The 16026-nt window shown below is 62.9% G+C and carries 19 protein-coding genes and 1 tRNA gene; 11 read left to right on the plus strand and 9 right to left on the minus strand.

Going from position 1 to position 16026, the window contains the following annotated elements:
• Positions 1-93 precede the first annotated feature (93 nt).
• From ACNAOH_RS12425 to ACNAOH_RS12435, 3 genes are all read right to left on the minus strand, one after another.
• Positions 94-474 (minus strand): hypothetical protein, encoded by a 381-nt coding sequence (locus ACNAOH_RS12425; RefSeq protein WP_443970476.1) that lies wholly within the window; start codon positions 472-474, stop codon positions 94-96.
• Between the two features lie 96 nt (positions 475-570).
• A complete protein-coding gene (locus ACNAOH_RS12430) occupies positions 571-876 on the minus strand; it encodes a hypothetical protein (protein WP_443970477.1) in 306 nt (101 codons plus the stop codon).
• 389 nt (positions 877-1265) lie between these two features.
• Positions 1266-1634, minus strand: a complete 369-nt coding sequence (locus ACNAOH_RS12435) for a hypothetical protein (protein ID WP_443970478.1) — start codon at positions 1632-1634, stop codon at positions 1266-1268.
• A 125-nt stretch (positions 1635-1759) separates the two neighbouring features.
• On the opposite strand from ACNAOH_RS12435, the gene motA reads away from it, so the two are divergent.
• Together motA and ACNAOH_RS12445 are read left to right on the plus strand one after the other, a co-directional pair.
• Positions 1760-2623, plus strand: coding sequence for a flagellar motor stator protein MotA (gene motA / locus ACNAOH_RS12440; protein WP_443970479.1), 864 nt, complete (start codon positions 1760-1762; stop codon positions 2621-2623).
• 24 nt (positions 2624-2647) lie between these two features.
• Complete coding sequence (locus tag ACNAOH_RS12445; protein WP_443970480.1) at positions 2648-3769, plus strand: flagellar motor protein MotB; 1122 nt, start codon at positions 2648-2650, stop codon at positions 3767-3769.
• Positions 3770-3778: 9 nt separating this feature from the next.
• Here the strand turns inward: ACNAOH_RS12445 and ACNAOH_RS12450 are convergent, their stop codons facing one another.
• From ACNAOH_RS12450 to ACNAOH_RS12460, 3 genes are all read right to left on the minus strand, one after another.
• Positions 3779-5161, minus strand: coding sequence for an ATP-binding protein (locus ACNAOH_RS12450; RefSeq protein ID WP_443970481.1), 1383 nt, complete (start codon positions 5159-5161; stop codon positions 3779-3781).
• Positions 5158-5877, minus strand: coding sequence for a response regulator (locus ACNAOH_RS12455; RefSeq protein ID WP_443972136.1), 720 nt, complete (start codon positions 5875-5877; stop codon positions 5158-5160). Before ACNAOH_RS12455 ends, ACNAOH_RS12450 begins: the two co-directional genes overlap by 4 nt.
• A 170-nt stretch (positions 5878-6047) precedes the next feature.
• Positions 6048-6569 carry an EF-hand domain-containing protein gene (locus ACNAOH_RS12460; protein WP_443970482.1) on the minus strand — a complete coding sequence of 174 codons (522 nt, stop codon included), beginning with the start codon at positions 6567-6569 and terminating at the stop codon, positions 6048-6050.
• Between the two features lie 225 nt (positions 6570-6794).
• Here ACNAOH_RS12460 and ACNAOH_RS12465 point away from each other — a divergent pair.
• From ACNAOH_RS12465 to purC, 3 genes are all read left to right on the plus strand, one after another.
• Positions 6795-6868: transfer RNA gene (locus ACNAOH_RS12465), tRNA-Gly, on the plus strand.
• 69 nt (positions 6869-6937) lie between these two features.
• The gene (locus tag ACNAOH_RS12470; RefSeq protein ID WP_443970483.1) at positions 6938-7843 is read left to right on the plus strand and encodes a LysR family transcriptional regulator; all 906 of its coding nucleotides are present in this window, start codon (positions 6938-6940) and stop codon (positions 7841-7843) included.
• Between the two features lie 132 nt (positions 7844-7975).
• Positions 7976-8755 (plus strand): phosphoribosylaminoimidazolesuccinocarboxamide synthase, encoded by a 780-nt coding sequence (gene purC, locus ACNAOH_RS12475; protein ID WP_443970484.1) that lies wholly within the window; start codon positions 7976-7978, stop codon positions 8753-8755.
• A gap of 80 nt (positions 8756-8835) precedes the next feature.
• Here the strand turns inward: purC and ACNAOH_RS12480 are convergent, their stop codons facing one another.
• Positions 8836-9477, minus strand: a complete 642-nt coding sequence (locus ACNAOH_RS12480) for an outer membrane protein (RefSeq protein WP_443970485.1) — start codon at positions 9475-9477, stop codon at positions 8836-8838.
• A 307-nt stretch (positions 9478-9784) separates the two neighbouring features.
• Here ACNAOH_RS12480 and purS point away from each other — a divergent pair, with 307 nt between their 5' ends.
• Both purS and purQ read left to right on the plus strand, forming a co-directional pair.
• Positions 9785-10018, plus strand: coding sequence for a phosphoribosylformylglycinamidine synthase subunit PurS (purS, locus tag ACNAOH_RS12485; protein ID WP_443970486.1), 234 nt, complete (start codon positions 9785-9787; stop codon positions 10016-10018).
• 14 nt (positions 10019-10032) lie between these two features.
• On the plus strand, positions 10033-10707 hold the full coding sequence (gene purQ / locus ACNAOH_RS12490) for a phosphoribosylformylglycinamidine synthase subunit PurQ (RefSeq protein ID WP_443970487.1): 675 nt from the start codon (positions 10033-10035) through the stop codon (positions 10705-10707).
• Here the strand turns inward: purQ and ACNAOH_RS12495 are convergent.
• On the minus strand, positions 10704-12149 hold the full coding sequence (locus ACNAOH_RS12495; RefSeq protein WP_443972137.1) for a sigma-54-dependent transcriptional regulator: 1446 nt from the start codon (positions 12147-12149) through the stop codon (positions 10704-10706). The two genes, purQ and ACNAOH_RS12495, sit on opposite strands and share 4 nt — an antisense overlap.
• A 196-nt stretch (positions 12150-12345) precedes the next feature.
• On the opposite strand from ACNAOH_RS12495, the gene ACNAOH_RS12500 reads away from it, so the two are divergent.
• The 4 genes from ACNAOH_RS12500 (at position 12346) to ACNAOH_RS12515 (ending at position 15421) form a co-directional block, all read left to right on the plus strand.
• Entirely contained in the window at positions 12346-12468 is a 123-nt protein-coding gene (locus ACNAOH_RS12500) for an aa3-type cytochrome c oxidase subunit IV (protein WP_443970488.1), read from the plus strand.
• 19 nt (positions 12469-12487) lie between these two features.
• On the plus strand, positions 12488-13609 hold the full coding sequence (locus tag ACNAOH_RS12505) for an NAD(P) transhydrogenase subunit alpha (protein ID WP_443970489.1): 1122 nt from the start codon (positions 12488-12490) through the stop codon (positions 13607-13609).
• Between the two features lie 70 nt (positions 13610-13679).
• Positions 13680-13967 carry an NAD(P) transhydrogenase subunit alpha gene (locus ACNAOH_RS12510; RefSeq protein WP_443970490.1) on the plus strand — a complete coding sequence of 96 codons (288 nt, stop codon included), beginning with the start codon at positions 13680-13682 and terminating at the stop codon, positions 13965-13967.
• Positions 13964-15421, plus strand: coding sequence for an NAD(P)(+) transhydrogenase (Re/Si-specific) subunit beta (locus ACNAOH_RS12515; protein ID WP_443970491.1), 1458 nt, complete (start codon positions 13964-13966; stop codon positions 15419-15421). The genes ACNAOH_RS12510 and ACNAOH_RS12515 overlap by 4 nt, the downstream gene beginning before the upstream one ends.
• 269 nt (positions 15422-15690) lie before the next feature.
• Here ACNAOH_RS12515 and ACNAOH_RS12520 read toward each other — a convergent pair whose 3' ends face one another.
• Positions 15691-16020, minus strand: a complete 330-nt coding sequence (locus tag ACNAOH_RS12520; protein ID WP_443970492.1) for a hypothetical protein — start codon at positions 16018-16020, stop codon at positions 15691-15693.
• Positions 16021-16026 lie beyond the last annotated feature (6 nt).

The following is a 16026-nucleotide window of genomic DNA, read 5'->3' on the forward strand; positions in this document are numbered from 1 at the left end:
GGCAGCGCCGTCGTCACATGGAACGTCGGATATGTCGGGGGGAGCGGACATCGGCTGAACCGAGAAGGACGGCGCTTCCAGTTCGGTCTGTCATCATCCGTTCGATTTCCGCGCGAAAACGATCGGCAGCAGGATAATCCGTCTTGAAGCACGTGCTACATCGGTTTGTAGGCTCGTAGTAATTCGCAAGTGAGACAGCGGCGAGCAGCGCATCTGTGGCACCGTTGCGGCGATGCTGATCTTGGTAATCTCGGTGTACTCCTCTTGTTCGCGAAAACCCCATTCGCCGGTTACCGGACTATCGACATCTATTGGATATCTGAGGAGCGAGGCGGCGAATTCGCCGACATCCTGCCATTGAACCCACATGCCATTGCTCCCACTAAAATGTGGGGTTTGGACTTTGGCGATCAGCCAGCCAAAATCGTCATCATCGCGACTAAACGCATACTCCAAGACCAGCTTGCTATTCATGCGGTGATGCTAGGCAGCAAGAGGAACGTCCGCAATGTCATCGTGTCCTGACGGTCTGGTTTCGGCCCGCTGCGTCACAGCCGAACGTCCGAAATGTCAGGGTTGGCTGGCGTTGCCCAAAGCCCGATTGAAGGCCGTGCGTGCGCTGTCGGTGTCGAAGGGGGCCGCGCTCAACTCAGGAAAGCTCCGGGCCTTGCTAGCTTCCTCGTTAAGCTGGGCCGCGGTCGCTCCAGCGCGCCAACATGCAGTGATTGTTTTATCCTTCATGGAAGGCGCATCATCACCTGCAAAGCCAGCATGGAAAGCCTTAAACACCAGTTCTCGCGCGGCGAGATAACCGACAACTGGTTCAAGATCTTCCACAGTGTCGTCTAGTATCAACGCGTCAGCTTTCGCGCCCATTCTATATAGCCAGACCCTTGCGAGCATCAGCGCGTCGTCGCACCGCTTGTCGCTATCGGAGATTACCTCCACCGATGCGTCACCCCCTTTCGTCCCAGATGGTGACCCAATCACTATCCACATCAATTGAGTGTGGACGACCGTCGGCGAGACGAACAATCGCTTCACCCCCGATCGGAACTTCGTACTGATCGCATTGCAACTCTACGAACACTGTAAGTGGTTTGTTGCCCTTGTTGCGTATGGGTATCCGCATCTTACCTTTCCGCGCTCATCAAGCCGAGCGTGACATGGTAACTGAATGTCCACAATATCGTCGTGTCCTGACAGTCTCGTTTTGGGCAACCGAACTGCTACTCAATGTCGGGGAAGCGGGCAGCGCGGGTGGCCTAACGGATGGAGCCGCATTTGCGACACTGCCCGGCGACTGGCTTAAACATGTTCACTCCAGTCACATTGGAGCCGCCTTTCGATGGCGCAAAATAATAACTGACGCCGCAGTGCGGGCACTTCATTCCAAACATGATCAACGCGGAGAACGGCACGGTTGCAGCAAACGCCGCTGCGATCCCGATCACACCGCCAGTGCCAAAACACACAACGGCGAGAAAGACGATCCCAGTAAGAAAAAATCCAGCTGGGACAAAGCAGGCCACGTTCATGAGCGCATGATGCCGAGCAAGCTGCACGTCCGCAATGTCGTCGTATCCGGACAGGCGGCTTTTGTCGTCGAACTCGAGACATTGTGGTCTTTCCATGATGGTTAAGCCGAAAATAACCCTGCGACTAAACCCTGTTTCAGTGGAGCCGTTCTAGGGTGGGCAGGAACGGGACGGATGACTGCCATCCGGCCTGTGGACCACTAGCCTCGCGGGGATCATAAATGTTTGCAGGTATCGGCCTCGTCGTCCTTATCGTCATGGTGTTCGGCGGCTTTATTTTCACGGGCGGCGACATCGGGCCGGTTCTCCACGCGCTTCCGCACGAAATGCTCATCATCGGCGGCGCTGCTGTCGGCGCGCTCATCATCGGCAATTCAGGATCGGACCTCAAAGCGCTGGGCGGGGGCCTCGCCAAGGTATTCAAGGGGCCGCAGTACAAGAAGCAGGACTATCTCGACTGCATCTTCCTGGTGAGCAAGCTAATGAAGATGCTGCGCGTCGAAGGGCCGGTGGCACTCGAGCCGCACATCGAGGATCCGAAAAGCTCTTCCGTATTCGCGGAATATCCCAAGCTGCTGAAGGACAGCGCGCTGGTCCACCTGATCTGCGACACCCTGCGGCTGGTGGTCGTCTCTTCCGGCACGCTCGATCCGCACGCGGTGGAAGACGTGATGGATAATGCGCTCAAGACGCACCACCATGAGGCGATCAAGCCGGCCGACAACCTTCAGGGTCTGGCCGACGCGCTGCCCGCGCTCGGCATTGTCGCGGCGGTGCTCGGCGTGGTGAAGACGATGGGCTCGATCGACAAGCCGCCGGAAATTCTGGGCGCGATGATCGGCTCGGCGCTGGTCGGCACCTTCCTGGGCGTGCTTCTCGCCTATGGCATGGTCAATCCGTTCGCCAATCGCTGCAAATCAGTGATCGAGGCGGACGGCTCCATGTACCATGTCGTCAAGCAGATCATCATCGCATCGCTCCACGGTCACCCGCAGCCGCTAGTGATCGAGGCGGCGCGATCAAACCTCAGTCATGCGAACCAGCCGGCCTTCGCGGAGGTCTTCGACGGCCTGCGCGGCCGCTAAGCGCACGAACCGGGGACCAGCATCATGGCATCGAAACCAGCCAAGCGCGCGAACGAGCCGGAACCGCGGCCGATCATCGTCAAGAAGATCATCGATGGCGGCCATGGCGGCCATCACGGCGGCGCCTGGAAAGTCGCTTATGCCGACTTCGTGACCGCAATGATGGCGTTCTTCCTGCTTATGTGGCTGCTCGGCGCGACGACCGAGAAGCAGCGCAAGGGGCTGGCCGACTATTTCACACCCACGCTCGTGCAGATGAAGCAGGATAGCGCCGGCTCCACCGGCATGTTCGGCGGTGATAGCCTCATCTCCAAGGAAAATTATCCGACCACTGGGGGGCAGGGGAACATGGCTATCACCATTCCTCGCGACGCGACGGGCGTGAAGGATGTGGGCGGCGACAACCTCAAAAATGCCGACCGGCAGAAGTTCGAGCGCCTGAAGGCTGAGATCGAGGCGAAGATGGACCGCGATGCCGCCCTGCGCCGCCTCAAAAAGAATGTCCGCTTCACCGAGACGCGCGAAGGGCTGCGCATCGACCTCATCGATCAGGCGGACTTCGCGATGTTCGGCATGGGCACCGACCGGCTGCTTCCCGAAGCGCGGTCGCTGCTCGTGCAGGTCGGTCACGCCATTGCGGACGTGCCCAACGAAGTGATCGTGCGCGGCCACACGGACGGGCTGCCCTATGCCTCCGGCCGGAACATGAACAACTGGATGCTCTCCACATCACGCGCTGAAGCGACGCGCGCCGTGCTGGCGACGAACGGCGTGAGAGGGGAGCGCTTCGCCCGGATCGAGGGCGTCGCGGACCGCGAGCCGTTCATCGCGGACGATCGCTATGACCCCCGCAATCGCCGCATGTCGGTCATCCTCTCGTGGAGCCGGGGCGCAGAGCAGGCCGGAGCGGCTCAGGAAGACACGCAGCCGGCGGATGATGCCCGCGCCGCGCTCCGCAAGGACGCAAGGGACGACCCGGCCGCCCGCCTTGTCAAGGAAGCGCGGATGCTGAATCTGGGCAAAACGGCGCTGCCGGATGGGGCGATCATCAAGAACGCCGATTCGGTGCAGAAGCCCAATCGGGGCTTGCCGCCGGGCAAATCGGAGGCGACGGCCAATCGGCCGAAACAGCTCCCGATCGAATAAGGCGGATCTTCAGGCCGGAGCCACGGTCGGCAGACGGAGGATGGCGCGGAGGCCTCCCTTCGGGTGGTTCTCCAGCGTGAACGTCCCTCCTTCCGCCGCCGCGATTGCCTTCACGATGGCGAGGCCGAGCCCTGTTCCACCGGTTCCGCGATTGCGGGAGCTTTCGAGGCGAGTGAAGGGCTGGAGCATCTCATCAATGCGGTCCGGGTCGATACCCGGTCCGTCATCCTCAATGACGACACCGACCTCGTCCACGCCCCGCATGAGCGATATGCGCGCGCGCTCGCCATATTTGCCGGCATTGTCGATCAGATTGCCGATCGCGCGGCGGATCGCACGGGGATGCACGACAACGAGGGTGCGCGGCATCGGTGCGAGCACCACCTGCGTGCCGGTATCTTCATGATCCTCGGCCACGGCTTCGACCAGCGAGGCGAGGTCCACGCGCTGGGGCGGCTCGCGATCGCGGCCTATCCGGGCAAGGGAGAGGATGTCGTCCAGCATGTTCTGCATGTCGTCGATGGTGGCGACCATTTTCTCGCGGTCAGTATCGTCGACGACTGATTCGACCCGAAGGCGCAGCGCGGTGAGCGGCGTGCGCAGATCATGCCCAATGGCGCCGAGCATCTGGTCCTTCTCTTCCAGATTGGCGCGGATACGCTCCCGCATGGCGTTGAAGGCCGTGATGAGCTGCGCGATGTCGTCCGATCCACGGACCGGCACCGGCGGCGCCCCTTCGCGCGTGCCAAGCCGCTCTGCCGCCGCGGTCAGCGTGTAGAGCGGCCCGGCGAGGCGGCGCGCAAAGCCAAGCAGCGGAATGAGAATGACGCCGTAAATGAAAATGGTCTGCATGATCATACGCCCGATCAACGGACGCGCGATCGGCGCGGAGCGAGTGCGAACGGTGTACCAGCGGCCGGGCGCGGTCTGCACGGCGAGCTGAACGCGGAAGCGCGGTTGTGCCTCCACGCGGCCGTTTTTGACGATCTGCCGCAAGCGTCCTTTCTCGGGCGGCTCGTCCGAGACTGCCGCGCGCACTTCGAGAGGTCTGATCCCGGCATTGCCGAACATCTCGCGCGCGCGGACGGCGAGTTCGGGCGAGGACTGCCCCCGCATGGGCGGCGGCGTTGCGCTGATCTCGACGCTGCGTGGCGCGGTGAACGAGAGCCACGGCATGTCCCGGTCACGCTCGCGCGGATCAAGCGCATCCAGGATGCGGATCACGCCCGGCGCAGCGGTGACCGTGAGCCACTGGGATCGCTGGCCCAGATAGAAGAGCGCGAAACCCACGGTCTGGACGACGAAGAGCGTTCCGGCGACGAACAGAACAATCTGCCCCGGCAGAGTGCGGGGGCGGAGCGGCTGGAAAAGAGCGGAGAGGGCGCGCCTCACGACCGCTCCACGTCCGCGCTCAGCATATAGCCGCCGCCCCAGACCGTCTTGATGAGCCGGGGTGAGCGCGCGTCGTCCTCCAGCTTGCGGCGCAGGCGGCTGATCTGATTATCGATGGACCGATCGAACGCATGCGCCTCGCGTCCTTGCGTGAGGTCCAGCAGCTGGTCGCGGCTCAGAACCTGTCGTGGCCGCGTCACGAAGGCAATGAGCAGGCGAAAGTCGGCGGTGGAGAGCGGGATGGCGACGCCGTCCTGCCCGGTGAGCGTCCAGTCGTCCGAGCGGAGCGTCCATCCTTCGAACGCATAGACCGTCCCGTCGCTGGGCGCCTCGCGCTGCGTGCCCGTCCCTGCGCGGCGCAAAATGGTCTTGATCCGCGCCACAAGCTCGCGCGGGGAAAAGGGCTTCAGCACATAATCGTCCGCGCCCATCTCCAGCCCGACGATGCGGTCGGTCTCTTCAGCGCGGGCGGTGAGCAGGATGATCGGCATTTCACCCTGTTCACGGATGGAGCGGCAGAGGCTGAGGCCATCCTCGCCCGGCATCATGATATCCAGCACCACAAGGTCTATAGCGCTCGATCCGAGCAGCTTGCGGCCCTCCGCGGCATTTGCGGCCGAAGACACGCGAAAACCCGAACGCTGGAGATACTGGCCCAAGGGTTCGCGTATCGCGGCTTCGTCATCGACGAGCAGGAGATGGGGCCGGGCCGACATAATATTTGCCTCTTCGTCATCATCGATCATGGCCGGATCTGCTCGTTCGCGTCAAATGCAGAGCCGGCGCGCTTCTGTGGGATGAAGCGCGCCGGAAACATGCACAATGGGGAATGAAATGAAAATACGCAGCCGGCCCCCAGTGGGAGCGAGGGACCGGCCACGATCCTTTAACCGCCGGAGGCAGGCGCGGGCGGCGCGCCGGCACCGCGATGCTGACGCATTTTTCCACGCACGGCGCCGCGCTCTTCCGGCGAAATGATGCCGTCATGATTGGTATCGACCCGATCGAACATCGCGAGGCGCCTGTTGACGAAATCCGCCTTCGACATGCTGGCATTGGCACTCCGTCCGGTCATGGCCTGTCCGCCCATTCCGCGTCTCGCCGGGCCGCGCCGCTGCGCACTGAACTCTTCGCGGCTGATCGATCCGTTGCCATCCTTGTCGATCCGAGCAAACATGCGAGCGCGGCTCTTCTCACTATTGGCCTTGCGTTCGTCGGCCGAGATCACGCCGTCCTTGTTGGTGTCCAGCGCATCGAAACGGGCTTCGAGGCGCTTCTGGATATCGGCGCGGGTTATCGCATCCCGGCCCTGGGGCGCCGTCTGGGCACCGGCCTGAGTGCTCAGGCTCACTGCGAAAGCGATCGAGCCGACGATCAGGTCACGTGCGACGGGTGCGGAAATGAACATGAGGTGGGGGCTCCATCTGTTCTGCCACTGCGGCATCTGAAGCCCTTTTATGCCTCCATTGTCGCGAGAGTTTGTCGGAGGCCCATGAACTTGTATCAAAATGTCTGTCGTCACAGGCGCTTCTCGCTCGATCCGCACGCCCCGACGATGCGGCACGATGGGTTGTTCGGTGACGAACGCCCTTGACGAAAGAAGGAGCGGGATGGCAGGGACCGCCTCGACCGGGCGGGTATAGCTCAATGGTAGAGCACTAGCCTTCCAAGCTTGTGATGCGGGTTCGATCCCCGCTACCCGCTCCAGGTCTCTCCGGTCATTCATCAGCGTCACCGCATTGACCCGAGCGAGGGCAAGGCACTACTGCTTTGCCCATGGATCGCCCCACACCGCGCCAACTCGAGGCCTTCGATGCGATAGCGCGCACTGGTAGCGTGGCGGCAGCGGCACGCGATCTGGGCCTCGCCCGCGATGCGGTCGACGAGGCTGTGAGAACGCTCGAATCGAACCTTGGCGTCGCGCTTTTCGCGCCGGGGGAAGGGGATGACCTTCATCTCTCGGCGCATGGCGAGGCGGCGCTGCCCGGCGCGTTGCGCATATTGGCGGAGAGCGATGCGTTGCTCGCTGCAGTGGAGAGCGTGCCGGCCGCCGTCACCAGCATCGTGATGGGAACACACCCGTCCATCTTCACGCTGCTGAAGCAGGAACTCGCTGCCTTCGAGGACGAATTTTCTGACCGTCCGCTCTCGGTGGACTTCGACTGCTTCATCGTAGAGCAGGTGGCGCTGGCGTTCTCCGAAGGACGTACCGATCTCGCGCTTTTCTATGCGCTGGGCGAGACGCGCAGTTTCGTGTCCCACAAGCTGTGGAACGAGGGTTGGTCGCTGTTCGTGGGGCGCTCCCATCCTTTGGCTGCGCGACAGGTAGTGCGCCTTGAGGATATTGCGCAGGAGGCCTTGCTGCTTTCCTCGCCAACGAACCGGCTGCGGCTGCTGCTTGATACATGCCTGGTGCAGGGCGGTCTCGGCAATCTGCAGGTCGCCGCGGAGTTGGACGATCACGCGCGGCTCGTCGAGCGATGCAGGGCCGGAGAGGGCATTTTGCCCCTGTTCGGGCCGACAGCGGCGCAGACCGCCGTCATGCCCGGCATCCGTCGGCTTGCCTATGCAGGGCGGATCCCGGCCATCGAAGTGCGGTGCGCCGTGCACCCCAAAGCAGAAGCGGACGAGAGCGTGCAGGCCCTCGCGGAAATCATCCGGCGCGGCACGGAGTCGATCTGACCCTGCTCAAAATTGCGTCCGCTCTCGCGCTGGGCTATGGGACGCCGCAACGGTCCCGGCACTGGCGATCCATGCGATTCGCTGGCGTCGGGCTCCTTTTTCTCATTTCCAGTTACGAGTAGGCCCCAGCTTATGTCCCGTCGTCGCCAGATCTACGAGGGCAAGGCGAAGATCCTTTACGAAGGGCCGGAGCCCGGCACGCTGATCCAATATTTCAAGGACGATGCGACCGCCTTCAACGCGCAGAAGAAGGGGACCATCTCCGGGAAGGGCGTGCTCAACAACCGCATTTCCGAGCATGTCTTCACGCTGCTTGGCAACATCGGCGTTCCCACGCACTTCATTCGCCGCCTCAACATGCGCGAGCAACTGATCCGGCAGGTCGAGATCATTCCGATCGAGGTGGTGGTACGTAATGTGGCAGCGGGCTCGATTTCCAAGCGCCTCGGCATCGAGGAAGGCGTCCAGCTGCCGCGCACGCTGATCGAATATTACTACAAGGACGATGCGCTCGGCGATCCGCTGGTGAGTGAAGAGCATATCGCCTGCTTCGGCTGGGCCGGGCAGGAGGAAATGCACGACATCGCGGACATGGCCATCCGTGTGAACGACTTCATGTCCGGGCTGTTCGCGGCGATCGGTATCCGTCTCGTCGACTTCAAGCTCGAATTCGGCCGCGTCTGGGAAGGCGATTTCAGCCGGGTGATCCTAGCGGATGAGATTTCGCCAGACGGCTGCCGCTTGTGGGACATCGAAACGGGCCAGAAGCTGGACAAGGACCGCTTCCGCCGCGATCTGGGCGGTGAGGTGGAAGCCTATCAGGAGGTCGCGCGGCGGCTGGGGCTGCTGCCCGAGGGCCTCGACAATGCCGTGCTAGACCTCGAGACGCACCGCAAGAAGAAGGGCAAGTAGCTCTTCTTCGCGCTTTCCGTAGGACAAGAAGGAAAAAGGGGGCGGCCATTGGCCGTCCCCTTCCGATTCAGGCCTGAGCCTTAGAAGCGATAGCCGACGCCGGCGACGACCTGATGACGGTCGGTATCAATGCCGAAGCGTGCGCTCTGCGCGCCGCTGGCATAGTTGATGTGGGCTTCGTCATAATTGGAGTAGCGATACTCCAGCTTGCCGTAGACGTTGGAGCCGAACTGACGCTCGACACCGCCGCCAACGCGCCAGCCGTCCAGCTTGAAGCTGGTATCGGTGCGCTGGTTGAGGTCACCGGCGAGCACGCCCAGCTTCTGGTTGGTGTAGCCGACCTTCGCGTAAACCAGCGTCTCAGGTGTAGCGAGGAAACCGGCGCGTGCGCCGACATAGAGATCACGGCCAGCGCTCACCCGACCGAAACCGAAGCTGCTGGTGAGGGGGCCGTAGTTGGTCTTGGCCGAGGAATCGGTGATTTCGCCTTCGACGCCGAGCACGACGCTGCCGAGGTTCGCATCATAGCCAATGCCGACGCCGTAGGTGACGCCATCGATCTTGCCATCGTTGCGGGTGTCGGTGTCGCTGCCGGCGCCAAGATGGTCGTAGCCGACCAGCGCTTCGATGCGAGGACCGTTGAAGGCGGTTCCGTCCTGGGCGAAAGCCGGCGTCGCGAAGAGGGGGGCAGCGGCGAGGAGGGCGGGGATAATCTTACGCATAACAAACTCCAATTCTTCAATCCCGCATTGCGGGACAGCATTCATAATCCCACCGTGGCGGGAAGGCGTAAGTAGTGCGTTCGAACGCGGTTCACATGAACCCCAGATAAACAACTGATTTTGTTGTATTAATGACACATTCGATTGATGAAGGTCGCGTTTTTCCGCCGTTACGCCGCAGATGCGAGACGCATGAGCGGCAAAATGGTGCAGAGCCATCTTGAATTCATGTCCGGCTCTCCCTTGCCGCTGCCGTGGGCATGTTCTAGGGGAGCGCCAGCACTTCCCCAGACAGGACTGGCACCCCATGAAAGCGCGCATTTTCGTCACTCTCAAAACCGGCGTGCTCGATCCGCAGGGCAAGGCGATCCAGCACGCGCTGGACGGTCTTGGCTTCGCGGGCGTGAACGACGTCCGCGCCGGCAAGCTGATCGAGCTCGATCTGGCCGATGGCACCAGCGAAGCGGAGATCGACGACATGTGCCGCAAGTTGCTCGCCAACACCGTCATCGAAAATTATCGCATCGAGCAGGTCGCCTGAAAGGAACGGAACCCATGAAAAGCGCGGTCATCGTCTTTCCCGGTTCCAACTGCGACCGCGACCTTGCCGTCGCGCTGGAGGCTGTGAGCGGCTCCAAGCCCGTGATGCTCTGGCATCGGGAAACCGAGCTGCCCGATGGCATCGATCTCATCGCGGTGCCGGGCGGGTTCTCTTATGGCGACTATCTGCGCTCCGGCGCGATGGCTGCGCGATCGCCCGTAATGCGCGCTGTAGCCGAGGCTGCGGCGCGAGGCGTGTTCGTCCTTGGCATCTGCAACGGCTTCCAGGTTTTGACCGAAACCGGCCTTTTGCCGGGAGCGCTGATGCGCAACGCGGGCATCCATTTCGTGTGCCGCGACGTGCGCCTGACGGTGGAGAATAGCCAGAGCGCGTTCACCAGCCGTTATGTGGCGGGGGAAGACATCCGCGTGCCGGTCGCGCATCATGACGGCAATTATGTCGCGGACGCGGCTACGCTGGACCGGCTGGAAGGGGAGGGCCGCGTGGCCTTCCGCTATGGCGAGCCGGTGAATGGGTCCGCGCGCAATATCGCGGGCATCCTCAATGAAGCGGGCAACGTGCTCGGCATGATGCCGCACCCCGAGCGGGTCATCGAAGCCGCGCAGGGCGGGACCGACGGGCGCCGCCTGTTCGAGGGGCTAGCTGAAGGGCTGATGGCGACTGCCTAGGCAGCGGTGTCGATGCCCAGTTCCGCCAGCTTGCGATAGAGGGTCGACCGGCCAATGCCGAGCCGGCGCGCGACTTCCGTCATGCGGCCGCGATAATGGCCAATGGCGAGGCGAATGACATCCGCCTCGATATCCGCAAGCGCCCGCAAGTGCCCGTTTGCTTCGTACAACGTCACGCCGATCCCGTCTTCCTGAGCCGACTTCATCGGAGATACGGTGGCGAGAGACGCGCCATTGTCGCTGGCGGCGACCAGTGCGCTAAGCTGAGGGAAGTCGTGCCGCGTGAGCGTATCCCCGTCGCACTTTACTGCTGCACGGAACAGCGTCGTCTGCAACTGGCGGATATTGCCGGGCCAGGCATGCCGCATCAGGAGATTGACAGCATCGGCCGTGATGTCGAGGGGCCTGAGCCCCGGCTGGAGAGCGATACGCGCGAGAAGATGCCGGACGAGGGCGGGCAGATCCGCCATGCGTTCGCGCAGCGGCGGAATCGTGAGCTGGACGACGTTGAGCTTGTAATAGAGGTCTTCGCGGAAGCGCCCGGCCTCCACCTCGCCAAGTAGGCGGACATTGCTTGCCGCAACGATGCGGACATCTACCTGCGCCGCCCCACGCCCCCCCAACGGCACCACCTCGCCATTCTGGAGAACACGCAGCAGCTTTGCCTGCGCTTCCATCGGCAAGGCGCTGATTTCGTCTAGGAAGACGGTGCCATGGCTGGCGCCGATGATCTTGCCAAGATTGCGGTCGAACGCGCCAGCGAAGGCGCCGCGTTCATGGCCGAAAAGCTCGGATTCGATAAGGTTCGCCGGCACGGCCGAGCAGTTGACCGTAGCAAGCGGTAGCTTGGCGCGCGGTGAAGCGGCGTGGATGGCGTGGGCCATCATTTCCTTGCCGACGCCAGGTTCGCCCTCGATCAGAATAGGAACGCGCGTGCGCGCAGCTTTTGCGGCGATGGCGAGTGCCGCCCGGAATGTCGGCGAGGCGCCGATAATTTCGTCAAAACCCAGCGCAGCCGGGAATTTTTCGCTCATCGGTCGTAGCTCGCCAGCGTCATGCGGATTGCTGACGACCGCCTGCAGCGCCGCGATGAGGCTTTCCGGCGCGATCGGCTTGGCGATGAAATCATTCGCGCCCGCGCGCATGGCCTCGATCGCGAGAGCGAAGCTGCCTCCGGCAGTGAGAACCAGAACCGGCAGTTGCGGCCGGCGCACACGCAGTTTGCGGATAAGCGTTGCGGTCTCCAGCTTCTGCGACCAGTCGTCGATCAGGACCGCCGCGAGCCGCATGCCCTCGCGCGTGCCGAGCATCGCGATCGCTTCCTCGCCAGTGTTGACGCAGAGAGAGCGCCAGCCGGCGCGGGCGGCGAGCGCTGAGGTGAGCCGGCGCTGGGCCGGCTCGTCGTCCACCAACATTAGAAGCGGCGGTTCAGCTTCGATCATCATCAAAAATCTTTCCGTCGTCCCGATGACCCGGAATAGGACAGTCAAGTTAAGACCGGATTAAGCCCGTCCCCCGCCGCAAATGCCAAGGAATCGCATCGCGTGATTGACCTTGCGGCCCTGCCATGCTGAGAGCGGAAGCGAAGTCGCCGCCCGGCTCGGAGCAGGCGGCATGACCAGGCGTGAGGGTTTGACTATGGCAAGCAACGAAGTTCCCAAGGCCGCTCAGGGCACCTATGACGGCTTCATCACCCTGATGAAGTGGGGCACGATCGCGAGCCTGATCGTGGGCGCGCTCGTCGTCCTCATCATTTCCTGATTCTAAAAGGCGATCCACGATGAAAATCGCGGTCCTGCGCGAAAGCGCAGCCGGGGAACGGCGCGTCTCCGCGACTCCTGAAACGGTTAAGAAATTCATTGGCCTTGGTGCGGACGTTGCCGTCGAGACGGGCGCCGGCTTGTCCGCGTCGATAGCCGACGAGCAATATGCCGCGGCGGGCGCGGTGATCGCCGACCGCTCGGGCGTGCTCAAGGGCGCCGGAATTGTGCTGGGCGTGCAGGGTCCGGACGCGGCATCCCTCACTGGCGCTGCGAAAGGCGCGATGGTCGTGGCGGGGCTCAACCCCTTCGGCGAACGTGCGCGTGTCGATGCGTATGCTGCGGCCGGACTGGAAGCGCTGGCGATGGAATTCATGCCGCGCATCACGCGCGCGCAGTCCATGGACATTCTGTCCTCCCAGTCGAACCTCTCCGGCTACAAGGCAGTGCTGGATGCCGCGAGCGAATATGGCCGCGCTTTTCCGATGATGATGACGGCGGCGGGTACTGTTTCTGCTGCGCGTGTTTTCATCATGGGCGTGGGCGTGGCGGGCCTTCAGGCGATCGCGACCGCGCGGCGCCTGGGCGCGCAGGTTTCCGCCACGGACGTGCGGGCGGCCACCAAGGAACAGATCGAAAGCCTGGGCGCAAAGGCGATCTTCGTCGAGAGCGTAAAGGGCATCGAGGGCGAAGGCACGGGCGGCTACGCCACTGAAATGTCCGACGAATATAAGGCCGCGCAGGCCGAGCTCGTCTCCGCCCATATCGCGAAGCAGGACATCGTCATCACCACGGCGCTGATCCCCGGCCGCCCGGCACCGCGCCTTATCAGCGACGCGCAGCTGGCCAGCATGAAGCCGGGTAGCGTGGTCATCGACCTCGCGGTGGAGCAGGGCGGCAATGTGGAAGGCGCTGTTGTCGGCGAGATCGTCGAGCGGCATGGCGTGAAAATCGTGGGCCACCGCAACGTGCCGAGCCGGCTTGCGGCGGACGCTTCGGCGCTCTTCTCGCGCAACCTTTTCAATTTCCTCTCGGCCTTTTGGGACAAGGACGCTGGCGGGCCTGTGCTCGACGAGGAGATCGGCAACGCCATCCGCCTGACGAAGGATGGCAAGGTCGTCAACGAACGGCTGCTGGGCTGACAAGAACAGCGCCGCTGGGGAGCGGCATTTGGGCCATGCCGGATGGCAGGGCCAACAGGGAGTAGGAACGATGGACTTCATCGCCATATTGTCGATCTTCGTGCTGGCGTGCTTCGTCGGCTATTATGTCGTGTGGTCGGTGACGCCCGCGCTGCACACGCCGCTGATGGCGGTGACCAACGCGATCAGCTCGGTCATCATCGTGGGTGCGCTCATTGCGGCGGCGGAGTCCATTGACGGCCTTGCCAAATGGATGGGGCTGGCCGGCATCGTCTTCGCCAGCATCAACATCTTCGGCGGCTTCGCGGTTACGGAGCGCATGCTCGCAATGTACAAGAAGAAGGAGCGCAAGGGATGAGCGCGCTTCAGACTCTCCTTGCGGCGAGCGGACCGCTTGCCGTCTCGCCGATCGCGGCCTTCGCCTATCTGGTCTCCGGCGTGCTCTTCATTCTCGCGCTGCGCGGCCTCTCCTCGCCCGAGAGCAGCCGTCGCGGTAATCGCCTCGGCATGGCAGGCATGGCCATCGCCATTGGCACGACGCTGGTGACGCATGACGCCGTGGGCCTGCCGGATATCTTCGCCGCGATCGTCATCGGCGGCGTCATCGGTTTCTTCATTGCCCGCAAGATTGCGATGACGGCAATGCCGCAGCTCGTCGCGGCGTTTCACAGCCTCGTCGGCCTTGCCGCCGTCGTGGTGGGTGCGGCGGCCTATCTCGATCCCGCTGCCTTCGGCATTCTCGATCCGCTGACTGGGCAGATCCACAATGCCAGCCGCATCGAACTGGGGCTAGGCGTCGCAATCGGCGCGATCACCTTCTCCGGCTCGGTGATCGCGTTCCTCAAGCTCAACGGCAACATGTCCGGCAAGCCGATCCTGCTGCCGGGCCGTCATGTGCTGAATCTTGGCACGCTCCTCGCCATTTTGGCGTTGATCGGCTGGTTCTATGCCATGCCTGCGCCGAGCGCCGTTACCTGGCTCTTCCCGCTGATCGTGGCGCTGAGCTTCATCATCGGTTTCCTGCTCATCGTGCCGATCGGCGGCGCGGACATGCCGGTCGTCGTCTCGATGCTCAACAGCTATTCGGGCTGGGCAGCAGCGGCGATGGGCTTCACACTCTCGAACAGCGCGATGATTATTACGGGTGCTCTGGTCGGCTCCTCTGGCGCGATCCTGAGCTACATCATGTGCAAGGCGATGAACCGCAGCTTCATCTCGGTGATCGCAGGCGGCTTCGGCGCCGAGGCTTCCGCCGCTGGTGGCGAAGCGAAGGAACAGCGCCCGTGGAAGCGCGGATCGGCGGAGGACGCGGCCTTCCTGATGAGTCAGGCGGACAGCGTCATCATAGTGCCGGGCTATGGCATGGCCGTCTCTCAGGCGCAGCACGCGCTGCGCGAAATGGGCGACATGCTCAAGAAGGAAGGCGTCTCGGTGAAGTACGCCATCCATCCCGTCGCGGGCCGCATGCCCGGGCACATGAACGTGCTGCTGGCCGAGGCAAATGTGCCCTATGACGAAGTGTTCGAGCTGGAGGACATCAACTCAGAGTTCGCACAGACCGATGTCGCCTTCGTGATCGGCGCCAATGACGTGACGAACCCGGCCGCGAAGACGGACAAGACGTCACCGATTTACGGCATGCCGGTGCTGGACGTAGAGAAGGCTAAGACCGTGCTGTTCGTGAAGCGCTCCATGGGTGGCGTGGGCTATGCCGGCGTCGACAACGACGTCTTCTACATGGACAACACCATGATGCTGCTGGCCGACGCCAAGAAGATGGTGGAGGATATCGTCAAGGCGATGGCGCACTAGGGACGATCGCTCCGGGGCGGAAGCGCTCAGGCCGGGGCGTCAGGGAATGCTGACGATCCCGTCAGGCTGGTTCGGGTAGGTTTGAAAGACGGCCCGCGCCAGATTGGCGGAGACTACCCTGTCTTGCCCGGCCGCGCGGATTGTCAGGGCGGCGCCATGCCAGATGACTTTATCCTCGCCCCGTCTTCTGATGCGAACCTCAAGCCGGGTCTCCTGAAGCGGAAGGCTCCTGGTCTTGGATGTAGGGAGCAGGATAGTTGCGCCGCCGCCTACCTGGGAAGACGCGCCGCCGGGGATAAGTTGCGAGCCCGTAACCGGCACCTTGGCAGTAGTGGTGCCGATCTCGTGCGGATAAGGCTGAGATCGGCCACGAAGCGGGCATGCCCTGCTCCTTCGATGGTCGTATAGCCCTTTTCAGTGAGTGCCTTGCCGACTTCATCGAGGAAGGTCGAGATGGAGGCGCCAAGGGCGGGATCGACCGGCGTGGCTTCGACCGAGATCGTCCCAAGCGCCTGGGGCTCCAGCGCGCGCGCAAGACCGGCCGGAAGCGCCTGCATGAGCAGGGCCGTGGCCGCAAATGTGCCGAGCCATGATCGCATATCGTT

Source organism: Sphingobium sp. CR28, from assembly GCF_052327305.1.
In the GTDB taxonomy this organism is placed as follows: domain Bacteria; phylum Pseudomonadota; class Alphaproteobacteria; order Sphingomonadales; family Sphingomonadaceae; genus Sphingobium.